This window comes from Pseudomonas sp. S3_A09, assembly GCF_054668065.1.
The window spans coordinates 4,766,185-4,781,753 of record NZ_CP162752.1 but is presented as its reverse complement, the minus strand read 5'-3'; the positions used below and the strand labels follow the sequence as shown (position 1 = coordinate 4,781,753).

Below are 15,569 nucleotides of genomic sequence, written 5' to 3'. Positions count from 1 at the left end.
CACCCGAAAAGTTCACCCCATTCGTTCGCGCAGATACTCCAACACCGCGCCCTGCTCCCCGGCAAACTCGATCCGCGCGCCTTTGCTTTCACGCTGGAACGCGTACATCGGGTCGTAGTACTCGCGCAGCAGCCCCTCGATCCAGACCCGATGCAAATCCACTGCGCCACTGCGCGCCTGCTCCGCCAGGGCGTCCTGCATCACCGCTTGCAGTCGCTGGAAACGTTCGCCACCGAGGCGCTTGTGAATATTGGCCAGGCTCTGGGTCAGCCGCTCGGCAAACAGCGCGTGGCCCTGCTCGCCAAATACGTCGACGAACTCCGCACACAGGTCCACGACATAATCGCGCAGGATGCGTTCGACTCGCCCCTCGACGCTGTCCTCCAGCCAAACCATGGGATAAGTCTGCATCCCCTTGTGCAACGGCAACGGCAACGCACAACTGCCAATCATGCGGCTCTCGTCCTCGACCACGAATCCCTCGATGCCGCCGGCACGTTTCTTCAGCAGGTCCACTGCCAGGCGGTTTTCAAAGTCGATGTTGGACGGCTGGCCCGTAGCACGCTTACCGAAGCTGGAACCGCGATGGTTGGCATGCCCCTCCAGATCCAGGGCATTGCGCAACTGGCCGAGGACTTCGGTCTTGCCGGTGCCGGTCATACCGCCCAGCAACACGAAATCACATTGTGTGGCCGCTTGCTCGACGGTCTCCAGCAAAAAGGACCGCATGGCCTTATAGCCGCCGCCGACACGCGGGTATTCAATGCCCGCCTCGGTCTTGAGCCATTGCTGCACGATCTGCGAACGCAGACCGCCGCGAAAGCAATACAGGTAGCCCTCGGGATTGGCCTGGGCGAACTGCGCCCACTGTTCGATGCGTTGCGCCTTGATCGCGCCGGACACCAGTTCGTGTCCGAGCACGATTGCCGCTTGCTGGCCCTGCTGCTTGTAGCAGGTGCCGACACGCTGGCGTTCATCGTCGGTCATCAGCGGCAGGTTGACGGCCCCAGGGAACGCGCCTTTGACGAATTCGACCGGCGCGCGGGTGTCCATCATCGGCCGGTCATTGAGGAAGATGTCGCGGTAGTCAGTGATGTCAGTCGCCATTAAAACACCTCTACCGCGTGGCGCTGTCGCTCAACCAATGCGCCGATAGGCTCAAGGCTCAGGCCCAGTTCCGCGGCCACTGAATGGAACTCGGCATCGCCCTCGGGGGTGACCGCTATCAAAAGCCCGCCACTGGTCTGCGGATCGCACAGCACGCGCTTATGCAGCTCCTGCAGACGCCCGAGCTTGCTGGAATAACTGTCAAAGTTGCGCAGGGTCCCCCCCGGCATACAGCCCTGCTCCAAGTAGTCCTCAATCCCAGGCAGGCGTGGGACTTTTGCGTATTCGATGCGTGCCGACACCCCGCTGCCGTCAGCCATTTCCACCAAATGGCCCAAGAGGCCGAAGCCAGTGACGTCGGTCATGGCCGTTACCCCCGCCAGTTTGCCGAAACGGCTGCCAGGCTTGTTAAGGGTACACATCCAGTCACGTGCGAGGCCGATGTCTGCCTCGCGCAACTTGCCCTTCTTCTCAGCGGTGGTCAGGATGCCGATGCCAATGGGCTTGGTGAGATACAGGCGGCAACCGACGGTAGCGGTATCATTGCGCTTCATATGGCGCTTTTGCACGATGCCGGTCACCGCCAGCCCGAAGATCGGCTCCGGGGCGTCGATGGAGTGACCGCCCGCCAGGGGAATACCGGCTTCATCGCATACCGAACGGCCGCCACGGATCACCTCCCGCGCAATCTCCGGCGCCAGCACATTGACCGGCCAGCCGAGAATGGCGATGGCCATCAGCGGGTCGCCGCCCATAGCGTAGATGTCGCTGATTGCGTTGGTGGCAGCAATCCGGCCGAAATCGAAGGGGTCATCGACAATCGGCATGAAGAAGTCAGTGGTCGAGACCACGCCGCGCTCGTCATCAATCGCGTACACCGCCGCGTCATCGCGCGACGCGTTGCCCACCCACAGGTTGGGATCGAGGTTCTGTGCGCCGCTACCGGCGAGGATCACCTCCAATACCTGGGGCGATATCTTGCAACCGCATCCCGCGCCATGGCTGTACTGGGTAAGACGAATCGGCTCGTTCATGGTGGACCTCACGCTATCAAGTGCGCGAATTCTAACAGACAGCAAAAGCCGGCTGGGCTCTTGTGAGCGCAGCCGGCCTATTGGGTGCAGCGGTTACTGACGGGCAGCCAGCAAACGCTTGTGACGGTTACGTCGGGCGATGTTCAGGCACTCGATCGCCGCCGAGAACGCCATGGCCGCATACACGTAGCCTTTAGGCACATGGGCGCCGAAGCCTTCGGCGATCAACGTCATACCGATCATGATCAGGAAGCCCAGGGCCAGCATTACCACGGTCGGGTTGTCGTTGATGAACTTGGCCAACGGCTCGGCCGCCACCAGCATTACGATCACCGAGGTCACGACGGCAATGATCATGATCGGCAAGTGCTCGGTCATGCCCACGGCGGTGATGATGCTGTCGATGGAGAACACCAGGTCGAGCAACAGGATCTGGCCGATGGCCGCGGCGAAACCGATGGCCACGACGTTGCCGGCGCTGGTTTCCTTCTCTTCCGGCTCCGGGTCCATGCTGTGATGGATCTCGGTGGTCGCCTTCCACACCAGGAACAGGCCACCGGCGATCAGGATCATGTCCTTCCACGAAAACGCCTGGCCAAACACTTCGAATACCGGCGCGGTCAACTGCACGATGAACGCGATGGTACTCAACAGGCCCAGACGCAACACCAACGCCATGCTGATACCGATGCGCCGCGCCTTGGCTCGATGCTGCTCCGGCAGCTTGTTGGTGAGGATCGAGATGAAGATCAGGTTATCGATGCCCAGCACGATCTCCATGACGATCAAGGTCGCCAGGGCAACCCAGGCGGTGGGGCTGGCGGCCAGTTGTAAAAGGTAATCCATAGGTCAGTCCTGACGTTGTGCGGGAAAATTAGGCTTCTTTGCTGTTCGATTCTGTTTCTTTCTCTTCCTGATCATCCTTCTTCTGTGGGTTGATCAGGCCATTTGTCGCTTCACTCAATGCCTGCTCGGCCGCCTTATGCGTGTCATCGATGGCTTGCTTGGCCGATTCGGTGGCCTTGCCCAGCACCTGCTGCGCGCTTTTTTCGACCTGATCGCAGCCGCTGATCACCACCAATGAAAGCGCAAGCAACGATGCCGCGCCCAGGGAATTGAGTTTCATGATGTCTTCCTCGTTAGAACCATTGGGTCCAGATAGTGGCCCCGCGATAGCGAGGCATTCTATGCAGGTGAACAGTTCAGGAAAATTCGTATTTTTCTCGCGTATACTTCGATTTTTACGAAGTGATGGTTGCCATGCTCAATTACCGACAACTGCACTATTTCTGGGTGGTGGCCAAGACTGGCAGCATCGTGCGTGCGTGTGAGCAGCTTAACCTCACGCCCCAGACCATCAGCGGGCAGATTAGCCTGTTGGAACAAACCTTTGGTATCGCGCTGTTTCAGCGCGTCGGCCGTCAGCTGGAATTGACTGAAGCCGGACGCCAGGCCCTGCCCTATGCCGAGCAGATGTTCCAGACCGGCAATGAATTGGAGGCCATGCTGCGCGCGCAGCCCAATGAACAGCAGATCCTGTTCCGCGTCGGCGTGGCGGATGTGGTGCCCAAGTCCATCGTCTACCGGCTGATTGCGCCGACCATGGAGTTGAGCGAGGCGATCCGCATTACCTGCCGCGAAGACAAGCTCGAACGCCTGCTGGCCGACCTGGCCATCCAGCGCCTGGACCTGGTGATTTCCGACAGCCCCATGCCGACACACTTGGACATCAAGGGCTACAGCCAGAAGTTGGGCGAGTGTGGCATCAGCTTTTTCGCCACCCAGGCGTTGGCTGACACATACGGCGGGGATTTCCCACAATGCCTGCACGGCGCGCCACTATTGATTCCAGGGGCGGAAACCGTGGTCCGCAGTCGTTTGCAGCGCTGGTTTGCCGAACAGCAGATCCAACCAAAAATCATCGGTGAATTCGACGACAGCGCCTTGATGCAGGCATTCGGCCAATCCGGCAGCGGGATCTTTATCGCCCCCAGCGTGATTGCCGATGAAGTGGTGCGCCAGTACGGCGTGGCGCTGATTGGCCAGACCGTGGCGGTGACCGAGTCGTTCTACGCGATCTCGGTGGAACGCAAGGTCAAGCACCCCGGCATCGTGGCGATTACCGAAGGCGCTCGACGGGAGCTGTTCACCACCCTGCCCTGACGGCTCAGGCCTGGGAGGCGACCGGTTGCTTGGCGGTCATCAGCCACAACGCCAGCAGGATCGACACGAGGATAAACCCGGACGCGGCAAAGCCCAGGCTGCCCAAGCCGAGGGTGTCGATCACATGGCCACCCACCATGGCGCCCAGGCCGATTCCCAGGTTGGCCCCGGCGATGTTGAGTGACGCCGCAAATGCCGGTGCATGAGGCGCGGCCTTCATCAAGCGCACATGGCTGACCAGAAACATCGCCGCCTGGGTCACGCCCCACACGGCCATCGCCGCCGCCAGGCCAATGGTGGAATGGATCGCTGGCACCAGCGCGACCATGCCCGCAATCATGAAGCCACAGAACACCATCGACGCGATCAACGGATGGCGATCCACCGCACGCCCGCCCAACGAATTGCCAATCAGCCCGACGGCACCGAAGCCCATCAGGCACCAGCCCACCAACGTACCGTCGAAACCGGCCAGGCGCTCCAGGATGTCCGCTAAGTAGGTGTATGCCGTGAACATGCCGCTGAACACCAGAGTCGACAGCAGGATATGCGCCTGCATCAGCGGGTTACGCAGGATCTTGAACTGCGAGCGCAACGTCACTTCATCATTCTTGGGCTGGGTCACCGGCAGGTAGATAAACAGCAGCAAGGCCTTGGCCAACGCCACCACCGCGAGGATGGCAAACGCGGCGCGCCAGCCGAACATATCGGCAATCAAGGTACCCACCGGAATGCCGAAGACCGTGGCGCAGACGATACCAAAGCCGATCTTCTCGATGGCACGCCCGGCGAATTCCGGGCCGACGATGTCCACCGCCGTTTCGCTGGCCAACGCCCAGAACACCGGTAGCCCCAGCGCCGGGATCAACCGCGCCAATGCCATCACCCAGATATTCGGTGCCAGCGCCGCCACCGTATTGGCCACGCCGAACAGGATCAGGATGCTGATGAACAGCCGTTTGCGTGGGAAACGCGCGCAATAGGCTGTCAGAAACGGACCAAAGGCCGCCACGGTAAACGCGAACAAGGTCACCAGCAGCCCAGCCTGGGACACACTCACATTCAGGTCCCGCGCGATGGAGGGCAGCAGGCCGACAATGACGAATTCCGTGGTCAGCACCGTAAAGCCGGCGGCTGACAGCAGCAGGATGGGAAACAACATGAAAACTCCAGAAACGACGACATCAACGACAGCCCGAAGGGCCCGCTGACGGAAGGAAAGATGAGAGGACGGAATCTTAACAGGATTTTGCAAAGACTGGGACGGGCGGGTGACGCAATGCCGCACAGGCGAGGACATTTCCTACAGCGTGCTAGACTTCGCGATCCGCGTCCTACAGCCATTTCTGCGTACGCCGCTGTGCCTCCAAAAACTAGAGACAAGTGTTATGACTGCTGCCCCATCCCTCCTGCAACGACTGGCGCGCGTCAGCCTGGTCACGCAAATCGTCATCGGCCTGATCGCCGGCATCCTGCTCGCCCTGCTGCTGCCCGAGGCGGCCAAGGCCACCGGGTTTATCGGCAAGGTGTTCGTCACGGCGCTCAAAGCCGTGGCACCGATCCTGGTGTTTGTGCTGGTGATGGCGTCGATCGCCAACCATAAGCACGGCCAGGAAACCCATATCAAGCCGATCCTGTTCCTGTACCTGCTGGGCACCTTTGCTGCCGCCGTCGTCGCGGTAATTGCCAGCATGTGGTTCCCCTCCTCGCTGGTGCTGGCAACCCATGATGCAACGGTCAGCGCACCGGGCGGCATTGGTGAGGTGTTGCAAAGCCTGCTGTTGAGCGTGGTGGACAACCCGGTCAGCGCGCTGATGAACGCCAACTTCATCGGCATCCTGGCCTGGGCCATCGGCATGGGCGTAGCCATCCGTCATGCCGGCGAGACCACGCGCACCGTACTCGACGACCTGTCCAACGGCGTCACGCTGATCGTGCGTGTGGTGATCCGCTTTGCGCCGTTGGGCATTTTCGGCCTGGTAGCCTCGACCCTGGCCACTTCCGGCTTTGGCGCCCTGCTCGGCTACGCCCACCTGCTGGTGGTGCTGATCGGCTGCATGTTGTTCGTGGCGCTGGTGGTCAACCCGGCCATTGTGTTCTGGAAACTGCGCCGCAATCCGTATCCATTGGTGCTGATGTGCCTGCGTGAAAGCGGTATCACCGCGTTCTTCACCCGCAGTTCGGCGGCGAACATCCCGGTCAACCTGGCCTTGAGCAAACGCCTGGGCCTGCATGAAGACACCTACTCGGTGTCGATCCCACTCGGTGCCACCATCAACATGGCCGGTGCTGCGATCACCATCACCGTGCTGACCCTGGCCGCCGTGCACACCTTGGGCATCGCCGTCGACCTGCCAACTGCCGTGCTGCTCAGTGTGGTCGCGGCCATCTGCGCCTGCGGTGCTTCCGGCGTGGCGGGCGGCTCGCTGTTGCTGATCCCGCTGGCGTGCAGCTTGTTTGGCATTCCCAGTGACATCGCCATGCAAGTAGTCGCCGTGGGTTTCATCATCGGTGTGCTACAGGATTCGGCGGAAACCGCGCTGAACTCGTCCACCGATGTACTGTTCACTGCCGCCGCTTGCCTGGGCAAGGAAGAACAGCCGGCTTAATCGCCAGCCACAAAAAAGCCCGGGGCCGTTCACTGAAGAACGACCCCGGGCTTTTTTGTGGCTGGATGCTTAGAAAGCGCCCATGTAGTCGCGCTTGCCCACTTCCACGCCATTGTGACGCAGCAGAGCGTAGGCGGTGGTGACGTGGAAGAAGAACTGCGGCAGGCCGTAGGTCAGCAGGTAGGACTGGCCGCTGAAGCGCTTTTCTTTCGGCGTGCCTGGGCGAGTGATGATCTCGATGCCTTCCTTGCCGTCGATCTGCTCGGGCTTGATGGTGTCGACAAAGGCCAACACTTTGGCGATCAGGGCTTGCAGGTCGGCAAAGGTGACTTCGGTATCTTCATATTTCGGCACTTCGATCTCGGCCAGGCGTGCGGAAACGCCCTTGGCGAAGTCGACAGCGATCTGCACCTGGCGAACCAGTTGGAACATGTCCGGGAACAGGCGTGCCTGCAGCAAGGCGTTCGGCTCGATGTTCTTGGCGGTGGCGTGGGCTTCGGCTTTGGTCAACACACCGCTCAGGGCGGTGAGCATTTGCTTGAAGACCGGGATGGAGGCGGCGTACAGGGAAATAGTCATGGCAGTCTCTGGGTAATGTCACGGTTTGAACCAGCGGCGATTATAGACATGCCGGGCGCTTGTCTTTTATTTTTTCCGGCTTACGCTAGTGAGCTCACTGCATAGGGAAAGCGCGATGACCGCCGAGCACGACACCGAGACCCCTGAGCCGCGCCTGAACAGCACGGAAATCCGCATCCTGGGCTGCCTGATCGAAAAACAGGCGACCAACCCGGAAACCTATCCCCTGACCCTCAATGCCCTGGTACTGGCCTGCAACCAGAAGACCAGTCGCGAACCCGTCATGAACCTCAGTCAGGGCCAGGTCGGCCAAAGCCTGCGCGCATTGGAGGGCCAGGGTTTTACCCGCCTGGTGATGGGCAGCCGCGCCGACCGTTGGGAACATCGGGTGGACAAGGCGCTGGAACTGGTGCCAGCCCAGGTCATCCTGATTGGCTTGTTATTCCTGCGAGGGCCGCAGACGGTCAACGAACTGCTCACCCGCAGCGGGCGCATGCATGATTTTGAAGATACTGAGCAGGTGGTGCACCAGCTTGAGCGTTTGATTGCGCGAGGGTTGGCGCTGCTGGTGCCGCGTCAGGCCGGGCAACGGGAAGATCGGTATACCCATGCGCTGGGTGACCCGGCGGACATCGAGACGATTATTGCGGCGCGGGGTAGCCCGGCAGAGCGTGGGGTTGGGGTTTCCGTGGACCGGATTGAAGAGCTGGAAGCGCGGATTGCAGCGTTGGAAGAGCGGTTGGCGCTACTGGAACAGGCCTAAAACAGTCAACGTGTGGGAGCGGGCTTGCTCGCTCCCACGTTCGTTCCAGGCAAGGCTTCAGTTTCGGGCGAAGGCCACTGCCGCCTGAAACTGCTCATCGGTCGGCCGCACGCCGGTATAGAGCACAAACTGCTCCAGCGCTTGGATGGCAATGACTTCCAAGCCGGTAATCACCCGCTTGCCCTGGGCCCTTCCACGCACGATCAATGGTGTTTCCGAGGGGATCGCAACCACATCGAACACAGTCTCCGCGACATCCACCGCATCAGCGTCAAACGCCAACGCGTCTGCCTCAGCCCCGCCGGTCATGCCGATGGGCGTCACGTTGATCAGCATCTGCGGACGCATATCCGCCAATTCGGCTCGCCACTCATATCCCAGGTTCTGCGCCAGCGCCCGGCCTGCTGCTTCGTTGCGCGCAACGATTACGCCATTGGCGTAACCACCGTCACGCAAGGCACTGGCCACGGCCTTGGCCATACCGCCGCTGCCACGCAGAGCGAAGGTCGAGTCCTTAGGCACGGCATGCTTCTTCAGCAGTTGCTCGATGGCGATGTAGTCGGTGTTATAGGCCTTGAGGTGCCCGTCGGTGTTGACGATGGTGTTCAGGGAGTCGATGGCTTGAACCGAATCGTCCAGTTCATCCACTAAGGCAATGGCAGCCTCCTTGAAGGGCATGGAAACCCCGCAACCCCGCACGCCCAGCGCGCGGATACCACCGATCGCGCCGGGCAAATCCTGGCTGCTGAAGGCTTTATAGTAGAAGTTCAGACCCAACTGCTCGTACAGGTGGTTATGAAACCGCAGGCCGAAATTCCCGGGACGCGCCGACAGAGACATGCACAGTTGGGTGTCCTTGTTGGGGTGCATCTGCATGGATAACTCCTTTGAGTAAGCAATTGGGTACAGACCTTACACAACCTTTACCTAGCGGCTGTGCTGTTTTTCAGAAATACGTTGTCTTAAAAGTATCCCCGCGACATTACTTGAGTCTATTGATTGCAGACCACAAGCGCTGGGGCTAACCGAGGAATGACCATGATTCGTACAATCCCCAAGATCGCCTTGCTGGTTGGCGCACTCGCGATGGCAGGCCAAGCCTCCGCCCATGGTGGTGGTTGGGGTGGCCCGGCCGTATTGGGTGCTTTAGTCGGCGCAGCCGTCGTGGGCTCCGTGGTTGCCAGCCAGCCGCGTGACGTCTACGTGCAGCAGCCGGTGTATGTGCAACCGCAGCCGGTGTACGCCGCGCCGCCGGTCTACTACGCACCGCCGCCACCGGTGTATGTGCAACAGCAGGTTTATTATCGTCCGGCGCCGGTGTATTACGGCCCACCGCGTGGCTATTACGGTCCACCACGCGGCTACTACGGCCCTCCCCACGGCTATTACGGTCGCGGCTGGTAAGCGGATCGTCTGAAACAGGCCTCGCCGGATTGCGGGGCCTTTTTTTGCCTGGAAAGTCCGGATTCATGCCGTCAAGGTCGCTCTGAGGACAATGCCCGGTGCGCAATCGCACATCATCGACACCAATGTCTACTTGCTCGAACCGGCCTTGCGCTGTCATGTTTGTGTCACGACAGCCTTCCACTATCGATCCTGTCCACCCAATAACAACAAGGACGACTGACCATGCCCACGCAAAACCCGCACCGCACCGCTGGCCTCTGCACATCCAGCAAAGTCTACAGCGCCCTCACCGAACTCAAGCACCTGGAGGGCCACCGCAGCGCCAAATTCCTCGCGCTGCTGGCGGAAAACCTGGTGCGCAAGGGTCTGCTCAGCGAGCAGGAAGTGGTGAACATGCTCGATCAAGTGGTGGACTGACGTCTCGCGTCGATGTCGACTATCGAGCCAGGTGATTTTTCCTAGATCAGCCTGCCCCGTACAGTGACCTCCATAGCAATCGGAGGTCCTTATGGCCACTATTCAGATCATGTCCGTCATCGGCAGCGCCGTCCCCGCCCCTCTTCGCCAGCTGGGCTTGCTCGCCTGCTGGTACCTGGTCCGCGATGGCGAAGCCATCAGTGGTCCTTTTATAAGCAGCCGTGAAGCAGCTGCAAGCCTCAAGCTTGAAGCTGCCTTTTAGGGCAACGGCAACTTGACTCGCGGCTTGCTCTCCACGAACAACGCCCAACTGGACATGAACAAGGCCGCCACCAGCGGCCCGATCACGAAGCCGTTCAAGCCAAAGACCGACAAACCGCCCAGGGTCGAGATCAGGATCAGGTAATCCGGCATCTTGGTGTCCTTGCCCACCAGGATCGGCCGCAACACATTGTCCACCAGGCCGATCACAAACACGCCAAACAGCGCCAGCACCACGCCCTGCCAGATTGCGCCGCTCAATAAGAAGTAGGCGGCTACCGGCCCCCAGACAATCCCCGCGCCCACCGCCGGCAACAACGACAGAAACGCCATCAGTACCGCCCAGAGCAATGCACTGGGAATATCCAGGAACCAGAAGATCAACCCGCCGAGCGCACCCTGGGTCACGGCCACCAGCACGTTGCCCTTGACCGTGGCACGCACCACCCGATTGAACTTGAGTTGCAACCGGCGCTTTTGTGGCTCGGCCAACGGCACCGCGGTGCGCACCTTACGTACCAGTTCAGGGCCATCGCGCAGCAGGAAATACAGCAGATACAACATGATGAAAAAGCTCACCAGGAAATCAAACGTGCCCTGGCCGAAGCTGAATGCCTGAGTGGCAAAGAACTGACTGCCTTGCATTGCGCTCTTGACGATTTTCTCGCGCAACCCTTCAAGGTTGCCCATGCCGAAACGGTCCAGCAGGTGCTGGAAGTACGGCGGCAACACATTCTTGAACTGCTCGATATACCCGGCCACGTCCAGCTTGCCGCTTTCGATGTTCTTGTAGAGCGTCGCGCCCTCTTGCACCAGCAAGGCGCTGGTGATGATCACCGGCAGGATCGCGATGATCAGGCAGGCACTCAAGGTGGCCAGGGAAGTGAGGTTGCGGTTCCAGCCAAAGCGCTGCTGCAGGCGCCGCTGCATCGGGGCAAAGATGATGCCGAGGATCACCGCCCAGAACACCGCGCCGTAGAACGGCAGCAATATCCAGATAAACGCGATGGTCACCAGGCCCAGCAACAACAGCAGGGTCTTGAATTGCAGATTGGTTTGATTCATGTCCGGTCCATGTCAGAAAAGCAGAGGTCCCTTGTAGACCCTGTTGCTTAGTCCGCAGCGAAACCTGGGAGTGCCCTCGGTTATTGAACAAGCATAGACCGCATCACTGAATGGCCTTGGCTTCGCTCAACAACGTCTGGATCATCTGCTCCTGCGCGTCATAACGGCCTTCGCCGAAGTGGGTGTAACGCACTTGCCCCTTGGCATCGATCAGGTAATGGGCGGGCCAGTACTGGTTGTCGAAGTTGCGCCAGATCGCGTAGTTGTTGTCGATGGCCACCGGGTAGGTGATACCCAGCTTGCGCACCTGGTCCTTGACGTTGCCGATGATGCGTTCATAGCCGTATTCCGGGGTGTGCACGCCGATCACCACCAAGCCGTCCTTCTCGTACTTCTTCGCCCATTGCTTCACATACGGCAGCGTGTGCTGGCAGTTGATGCAGTCATAGGTCCAGAAGTCCACCAGCACCACTTTGCCTTTCAAGGATTCGCGGGTGAGTTCGGGTGAGTTGAGCCACTCGACCGCGCCGGCCAGCGACGGCATGGCACCGTTGGCATTGTCCTGGCCAGGGTCGGCCTTGACCTTGCTCACCACGTAATCCACAACTTTGGGCACGTTTTCCAGTACACCCTTTTCCAGGCTGCTGACACCTTCGGACGACGTACCGGCGAGTAAGGTTTTGTCCGCACCGGTGGAGATCACCACTGCTGCAGCCAGTACCGCCACACCTGCCCCACGGCGCAGCCAACCGGTCACCGGAATCGAGGCCTTGAGTCGATTGACCAAGCCGCGCCCGGCAAAGATCAACGTGCCCAGGGACAAGGCGCTGCCCAGACAGTAGGCCACCAGCAACAGGCTGGTCTGCGCATTGGCGCCTTGCAGCATCGCGCTGGTCAGGATCACGCCCAGGATCGGCCCGGCGCACGGCGCCCACAGCAGGCCTGTGGCGACGCCGATCAGGACCGACTTCAGCGGGCCGGACAGCGTGCGGCTGTCAGGATCGAGACGGTTGCCCAACACCACAAAGGGGCGGGCCAGCCAGCCACCGATCCGTGCCGAGATCAGCGACAGCGCATACAGCCCCATCACGATCAGCGCCACATGGCGGCCGGTGTTATTGGCCTGTATTACCCACTCCGTGCTGACCACGGCCAGGCTGGAAATCAGCGCGAAGGTCAGGACCATGCCGCCGAGGGTCAGCAGGATCGAACGGCGGGTGCGGTCGACGCCGGCGAACAGAAACGGCACCACCGGCAGGATACAAGGACTGAGGACGGTCAGGACGCCGCCCAGGAATGCGATGAGTAGCATGGTGTTCACCTTATCGAGTGGGGAGACGGCTTCACGCCGTCTGGTGGTCCAGCGCCTGGCCAAGTGGTGTGCGACGGCTGCCGTCCTCCACCAGCAGGTCATGGCCGGCGCCGTGTTGCACCGGGGTCAGTTGGAAACACGTGCTGGCGGCGCAGCTGCTTTTCTCCACCGCGGCGTTGGCGTGCACGGCAGTGCCGGCGAGGGCAAAGGCGGTGGCGGTCAAAAAGCGGGTCAGATGGTTCATGGCGGTTTTCCTGTGGCAAAAAATGGGAGAGGTCAGCGCGACTCAGTTGTCGCCGATGCAGCCGTCGCCGAACTTGAGGTAATCCAGCACCTGGGTCTTGTCGTGGGAGTCCAGGTAGGTCATGCGCGCATTCACCACGCCACAGGCGGGCTTGGAGTCCTGGCTCATCGACACCACTTGCTTGATGTCCAGGTGGGTGCCGTAGGTGTAGGTTTGCGCGGCAGTGGCGGCTTCGGCGCGGGCCGACAAGGTGCAGATGTTCAGGGCGGCAAACAGGCAGGCGGCGTAGATGGCTTTGGTGTTCATGGCGGTTGACTCCAGGTTTTCAGGGTTGGAGGCGGTGTGCCTCGTTGGAATCAATTAGAAGCCCCTGAGGTATCACGCCTGTGTCGGAAAACCGCGCGGATAAATCGATACGTATCCACAGCCCCCGCCGATACACAGCGATACAAAAAGCCCAAAGGACGACCTGGATCAATAAACCGCCCTCGCCGCTCGGCTACCTTCGCGACCTTTTGCGACCCGTGCCCATGCCTCCCATCCTCGCCCCCGAACTGCTCGCGCCCGCCGGCACCCTGAAAAACATGCGTTACGCCTTTGCCTACGGTGCCGATGCGGTCTACGCCGGCCAGCCGCGCTACAGCCTGCGGGTGCGCAATAACGAGTTCGATCACGCCAACCTGGCCCTCGGCATCCAGGAAGCGCACGCGTTGGGCAAGCGTTTTTATGTGGTGGTGAACATCGCGCCGCACAACGCCAAGTTGAAGACCTTCCTCAAGGACCTGGCCCCGGTGATCGCCATGGGGCCGGACGCGCTGATCATGTCCGACCCCGGATTGATCATGCTGGTGCGCCGGCACTTCCCGCAGATGCCGATCCACTTGTCGGTGCAGGCCAATACGGTGAACTGGGCCAGTGTGGAGTTCTGGCAGCAGCAAGGCATCTGCCGGGTAATTCTGTCGCGGGAGTTGTCTCTGGAAGAAATCGATGAGATCCGCCAGCAAGTGCCGGCCATGGAGCTGGAAGTGTTTGTGCACGGCGCGTTGTGCATGGCCTATTCCGGACGCTGCCTGCTCTCGGGCTATATGAACAAGCGCGATGCCAACCAGGGCACCTGCACCAATGCCTGTCGCTGGAAATATCAGGCGACCCCGGCTGTGGAAAACGCCACGGGGGATATCGTTCAGCAATGCCAACCCACCCTGGGCACTGGCGCGCCCACCGATCAGGTGTTCCTGCTGCAAGAGGCCAACCGCCCCGATGAACAGATGCCCGCCTTCGAAGACGAGCACGGCACCTACATCATGAACGCCAAGGACCTGCGCGCCGTGCAGCACGTGGAGCGCCTGACCCGGATGGGCGTGCACTCACTGAAGATCGAAGGCCGCACCAAGTCGCACTTCTACTGCGCGCGCACCACCCAGGTGTATCGGCAGGCCATTGATGATGCGGTGGCCGGTCGCGCCTTCGACCGCAACCTGATGACCGACCTCGAATCCCTGGCCCAGCGCGGCTACACCGAAGGTTTCTTGCGCCGCCATGTGCACGATGAATACCAGAACTACCAGAACGGCAGCTCAGTGTCCGAACGCCAGCAGTTCGTCGGCGAGCTGACTGGCGAGCGCCGGGGCGGGCTGGCCGAGGTCAAGGTGAAAAACCGCTTCGCCCTGGGCAATCACCTGGAATTGATGACCCCTGCCGGCAACTTCCACTTTGACCTGGAGAGAATGCACAACAGCCAGGACGAGGCTGTGGAGGTCGCGCCGGGGGATGGGCACACGGTGTACGTGCCGGTCCCGGCGGAGATGGATGTGCGCTTCGGCCTGCTGATGCGCGACCTATAACGGTATCGCGTTCAACCAGACACTGAAGCGGGTCGGCCCGTGACAGGAGATGAGCCCTCTTATGGCTGATCAGATCCGGAACTGGCCGACCAACTGCCCCAGGCGCTGACCCAGCTCCGCCAAGCTGCGGGACGTCTGGGCGCCCAATTGGGTTTCGTCGGCGACGCTGTCCACCGCCACAGCGATCTGATGCACGCTGCGGTTGATCTCCTCGGCAACGGCGGTCTGCTCTTCGGCGGCGCTGGCGATCTGGGCGTTCATCGAATTGATGGTGCCGATCAACTGAGCCATGGTGTCCAGGGAGGCCCCGGCTTCGTTGGCCTGGGCCGAGGTGCCGTCGCCGGCATCGCTGGAACGGCGCATGGCCTCCACCGCGGCCTCGGTGCCTTTTTGCAGGCGGTCGATCATGCCCTGGATTTCCTGGGTGCTGGTCTGGGTGCGGCTGGCCAGGGCGCGTACTTCGTCGGCCACTACCGCAAAACCACGCCCAGCCTCGCCTGCCCTTGCGGCTTCGATGGCGGCGTTGAGTGCCAGCAGGTTGGTCTGTTCGGCGATGGAACGGATCACGCTGAGCACACTGACGATGGAAGACACGTCCTGCTGCAGGCTGTCGAGGGACACGCCGCTGCTGCGGATGTCGTTCACCAGCGCATGGATCTGCGCAATGCTGCCGTCCACCACACGCTTGGCGGCCTGGCCTTCGGCATCGGTTTGCTGGGCAGCGACCGAGGCACCCTGGGCACTGCGCGCCACTTCTTGCGCAG

18 protein-coding genes and 1 pseudogene are annotated in these 15,569 nt (G+C 61.0%); 7 read left to right on the top strand and 12 right to left on the bottom strand.

The window, feature by feature from the left end; all coding sequences use genetic code 11:
• Positions 1 to 12: 12 nt before the first annotated feature.
• The 4 genes from mnmH to AB4N92_RS22500 form a co-directional block, all read right to left on the bottom strand.
• The gene (gene mnmH / locus AB4N92_RS22515) at positions 13 to 1,107 is read right to left on the bottom strand and encodes a tRNA 2-selenouridine(34) synthase MnmH (protein WP_236266797.1); all 1,095 of its coding nucleotides are present in this window, start codon (positions 1,105 to 1,107) and stop codon (positions 13 to 15) included.
• Positions 1,107 to 2,141 (bottom strand): selenide, water dikinase SelD, encoded by a 1,035-nt coding sequence (gene selD, locus AB4N92_RS22510; RefSeq protein ID WP_010211332.1) that lies wholly within the window; start codon positions 2,139 to 2,141, stop codon positions 1,107 to 1,109. The genes mnmH and selD overlap by 1 nt, the downstream gene beginning before the upstream one ends.
• Before the next feature lie 93 nt (positions 2,142 to 2,234).
• Positions 2,235 to 2,987, bottom strand: a complete 753-nt coding sequence (locus tag AB4N92_RS22505) for a TerC family protein (protein WP_010211333.1) — start codon at positions 2,985 to 2,987, stop codon at positions 2,235 to 2,237.
• A gap of 28 nt (positions 2,988 to 3,015) precedes the next feature.
• A complete protein-coding gene (locus AB4N92_RS22500; RefSeq protein WP_010211334.1) occupies positions 3,016 to 3,267 on the bottom strand; it encodes a hypothetical protein in 252 nt (83 codons plus the stop codon).
• A gap of 134 nt (positions 3,268 to 3,401) precedes the next feature.
• Here AB4N92_RS22500 and nhaR point away from each other — a divergent pair, with 134 nt between their 5' ends.
• Entirely contained in the window at positions 3,402 to 4,304 is a 903-nt protein-coding gene (gene nhaR / locus AB4N92_RS22495; protein ID WP_010211336.1) for a transcriptional activator NhaR, read from the top strand.
• Between the two features lie 4 nt (positions 4,305 to 4,308).
• Here the strand turns inward: nhaR and AB4N92_RS22490 are convergent, their stop codons facing one another.
• Positions 4,309 to 5,466, bottom strand: a complete 1,158-nt coding sequence (locus tag AB4N92_RS22490; protein WP_236266798.1) for an MFS transporter — start codon at positions 5,464 to 5,466, stop codon at positions 4,309 to 4,311.
• 226 nt (positions 5,467 to 5,692) lie between these two features.
• Between AB4N92_RS22490 and sstT the strand changes: the two genes are divergently transcribed.
• On the top strand, positions 5,693 to 6,913 hold the full coding sequence (sstT, locus tag AB4N92_RS22485; protein ID WP_021492028.1) for a serine/threonine transporter SstT: 1,221 nt from the start codon (positions 5,693 to 5,695) through the stop codon (positions 6,911 to 6,913).
• Positions 6,914 to 6,982: 69 nt separating this feature from the next.
• On the opposite strand, the gene AB4N92_RS22480 is transcribed toward sstT, so the two are convergent.
• Positions 6,983 to 7,492, bottom strand: coding sequence for a DUF1993 domain-containing protein (locus AB4N92_RS22480; protein ID WP_010211342.1), 510 nt, complete (start codon positions 7,490 to 7,492; stop codon positions 6,983 to 6,985).
• Positions 7,493 to 7,607: 115 nt separating this feature from the next.
• Between AB4N92_RS22480 and AB4N92_RS22475 the strand changes: the two genes are divergently transcribed.
• Positions 7,608 to 8,255, top strand: a complete 648-nt coding sequence (locus tag AB4N92_RS22475) for a YceH family protein (protein WP_010211343.1) — start codon at positions 7,608 to 7,610, stop codon at positions 8,253 to 8,255.
• Between the two features lie 57 nt (positions 8,256 to 8,312).
• Here AB4N92_RS22475 and AB4N92_RS22470 read toward each other — a convergent pair whose 3' ends face one another.
• On the bottom strand, positions 8,313 to 9,131 hold the full coding sequence (locus tag AB4N92_RS22470) for a shikimate 5-dehydrogenase (RefSeq protein WP_044286959.1): 819 nt from the start codon (positions 9,129 to 9,131) through the stop codon (positions 8,313 to 8,315).
• A gap of 156 nt (positions 9,132 to 9,287) precedes the next feature.
• Here AB4N92_RS22470 and AB4N92_RS22465 point away from each other — a divergent pair, with 156 nt between their 5' ends.
• From AB4N92_RS22465 to AB4N92_RS22455, 3 genes are all read left to right on the top strand, one after another.
• On the top strand, positions 9,288 to 9,659 hold the full coding sequence (locus AB4N92_RS22465; RefSeq protein WP_047542811.1) for a hypothetical protein: 372 nt from the start codon (positions 9,288 to 9,290) through the stop codon (positions 9,657 to 9,659).
• A 225-nt stretch (positions 9,660 to 9,884) separates the two neighbouring features.
• On the top strand, positions 9,885 to 10,079 hold the full coding sequence (locus tag AB4N92_RS22460; RefSeq protein ID WP_010211349.1) for a hypothetical protein: 195 nt from the start codon (positions 9,885 to 9,887) through the stop codon (positions 10,077 to 10,079).
• Positions 10,080 to 10,170: 91 nt separating this feature from the next.
• A complete protein-coding gene (locus tag AB4N92_RS22455) occupies positions 10,171 to 10,341 on the top strand; it encodes a hypothetical protein (protein WP_010211350.1) in 171 nt (56 codons plus the stop codon).
• On the opposite strand, the gene AB4N92_RS22450 is transcribed toward AB4N92_RS22455, so the two are convergent.
• The 4 genes from AB4N92_RS22450 to AB4N92_RS22435 form a co-directional block, all read right to left on the bottom strand.
• Complete coding sequence (locus AB4N92_RS22450; protein WP_010211353.1) at positions 10,338 to 11,405, bottom strand: AI-2E family transporter; 1,068 nt, start codon at positions 11,403 to 11,405, stop codon at positions 10,338 to 10,340. The two genes, AB4N92_RS22455 and AB4N92_RS22450, sit on opposite strands and share 4 nt — an antisense overlap.
• A 103-nt stretch (positions 11,406 to 11,508) precedes the next feature.
• Entirely contained in the window at positions 11,509 to 12,717 is a 1,209-nt protein-coding gene (locus AB4N92_RS22445; protein WP_236266799.1) for a cytochrome c biogenesis protein DipZ, read from the bottom strand.
• 31 nt (positions 12,718 to 12,748) lie between these two features.
• Positions 12,749 to 12,961 carry a hypothetical protein gene (locus tag AB4N92_RS22440; protein ID WP_236266800.1) on the bottom strand — a complete coding sequence of 71 codons (213 nt, stop codon included), beginning with the start codon at positions 12,959 to 12,961 and terminating at the stop codon, positions 12,749 to 12,751.
• Positions 12,962 to 13,003: 42 nt separating this feature from the next.
• The gene (locus tag AB4N92_RS22435; protein WP_010211377.1) at positions 13,004 to 13,267 is read right to left on the bottom strand and encodes a DUF2790 domain-containing protein; all 264 of its coding nucleotides are present in this window, start codon (positions 13,265 to 13,267) and stop codon (positions 13,004 to 13,006) included.
• A gap of 224 nt (positions 13,268 to 13,491) precedes the next feature.
• Between AB4N92_RS22435 and trhP the strand changes: the two genes are divergently transcribed.
• A complete protein-coding gene (gene trhP / locus AB4N92_RS22430) occupies positions 13,492 to 14,805 on the top strand; it encodes a prephenate-dependent tRNA uridine(34) hydroxylase TrhP (protein WP_198729844.1) in 1,314 nt (437 codons plus the stop codon).
• A 69-nt stretch (positions 14,806 to 14,874) separates the two neighbouring features.
• Here trhP and AB4N92_RS22425 read toward each other — a convergent pair.
• Positions 14,875 to 15,465: pseudogene (locus tag AB4N92_RS22425) on the bottom strand (methyl-accepting chemotaxis protein); the annotation flags it as partial.
• Positions 15,466 to 15,569: the final 104 nt, after the last annotated feature.

Bases quoted from the DNA above. Each gene is read 5' to 3' on its own strand.
- AB4N92_RS22440 (WP_236266800.1), bottom strand. From the start codon at position 12,961: ATGAACCATCTGACCCGCTTTTTGACCGCCACCGCCTTTGCCCTCGCC.
- AB4N92_RS22435 (WP_010211377.1), bottom strand. From the start codon at position 13,267: ATGAACACCAAAGCCATCTACGCCGCCTGCCTGTTTGCCGCCCTGAAC.
- AB4N92_RS22460 (WP_010211349.1), top strand. From the start codon at position 9,885: ATGCCCACGCAAAACCCGCACCGCACCGCTGGCCTCTGCACATCCAGC.
- selD (WP_010211332.1), bottom strand. From the start codon at position 2,141: ATGAACGAGCCGATTCGTCTTACCCAGTACAGCCATGGCGCGGGATGC.
- AB4N92_RS22455 (WP_010211350.1), top strand. From the start codon at position 10,171: ATGGCCACTATTCAGATCATGTCCGTCATCGGCAGCGCCGTCCCCGCC.
- AB4N92_RS22500 (WP_010211334.1), bottom strand. From the start codon at position 3,267: ATGAAACTCAATTCCCTGGGCGCGGCATCGTTGCTTGCGCTTTCATTG.
- AB4N92_RS22480 (WP_010211342.1), bottom strand. From the start codon at position 7,492: ATGACTATTTCCCTGTACGCCGCCTCCATCCCGGTCTTCAAGCAAATG.
- mnmH (WP_236266797.1), bottom strand. From the start codon at position 1,107: ATGGCGACTGACATCACTGACTACCGCGACATCTTCCTCAATGACCGG.
- AB4N92_RS22450 (WP_010211353.1), bottom strand. From the start codon at position 11,405: ATGAATCAAACCAATCTGCAATTCAAGACCCTGCTGTTGTTGCTGGGC.
- AB4N92_RS22475 (WP_010211343.1), top strand. From the start codon at position 7,608: ATGACCGCCGAGCACGACACCGAGACCCCTGAGCCGCGCCTGAACAGC.
- trhP (WP_198729844.1), top strand. From the start codon at position 13,492: ATGCCTCCCATCCTCGCCCCCGAACTGCTCGCGCCCGCCGGCACCCTG.
- AB4N92_RS22465 (WP_047542811.1), top strand. From the start codon at position 9,288: ATGACCATGATTCGTACAATCCCCAAGATCGCCTTGCTGGTTGGCGCA.
- AB4N92_RS22490 (WP_236266798.1), bottom strand. From the start codon at position 5,466: ATGTTGTTTCCCATCCTGCTGCTGTCAGCCGCCGGCTTTACGGTGCTG.
- AB4N92_RS22505 (WP_010211333.1), bottom strand. From the start codon at position 2,987: ATGGATTACCTTTTACAACTGGCCGCCAGCCCCACCGCCTGGGTTGCC.
- AB4N92_RS22470 (WP_044286959.1), bottom strand. From the start codon at position 9,131: ATGCAGATGCACCCCAACAAGGACACCCAACTGTGCATGTCTCTGTCG.
- AB4N92_RS22445 (WP_236266799.1), bottom strand. From the start codon at position 12,717: ATGCTACTCATCGCATTCCTGGGCGGCGTCCTGACCGTCCTCAGTCCT.
- sstT (WP_021492028.1), top strand. From the start codon at position 5,693: ATGACTGCTGCCCCATCCCTCCTGCAACGACTGGCGCGCGTCAGCCTG.
- nhaR (WP_010211336.1), top strand. From the start codon at position 3,402: ATGCTCAATTACCGACAACTGCACTATTTCTGGGTGGTGGCCAAGACT.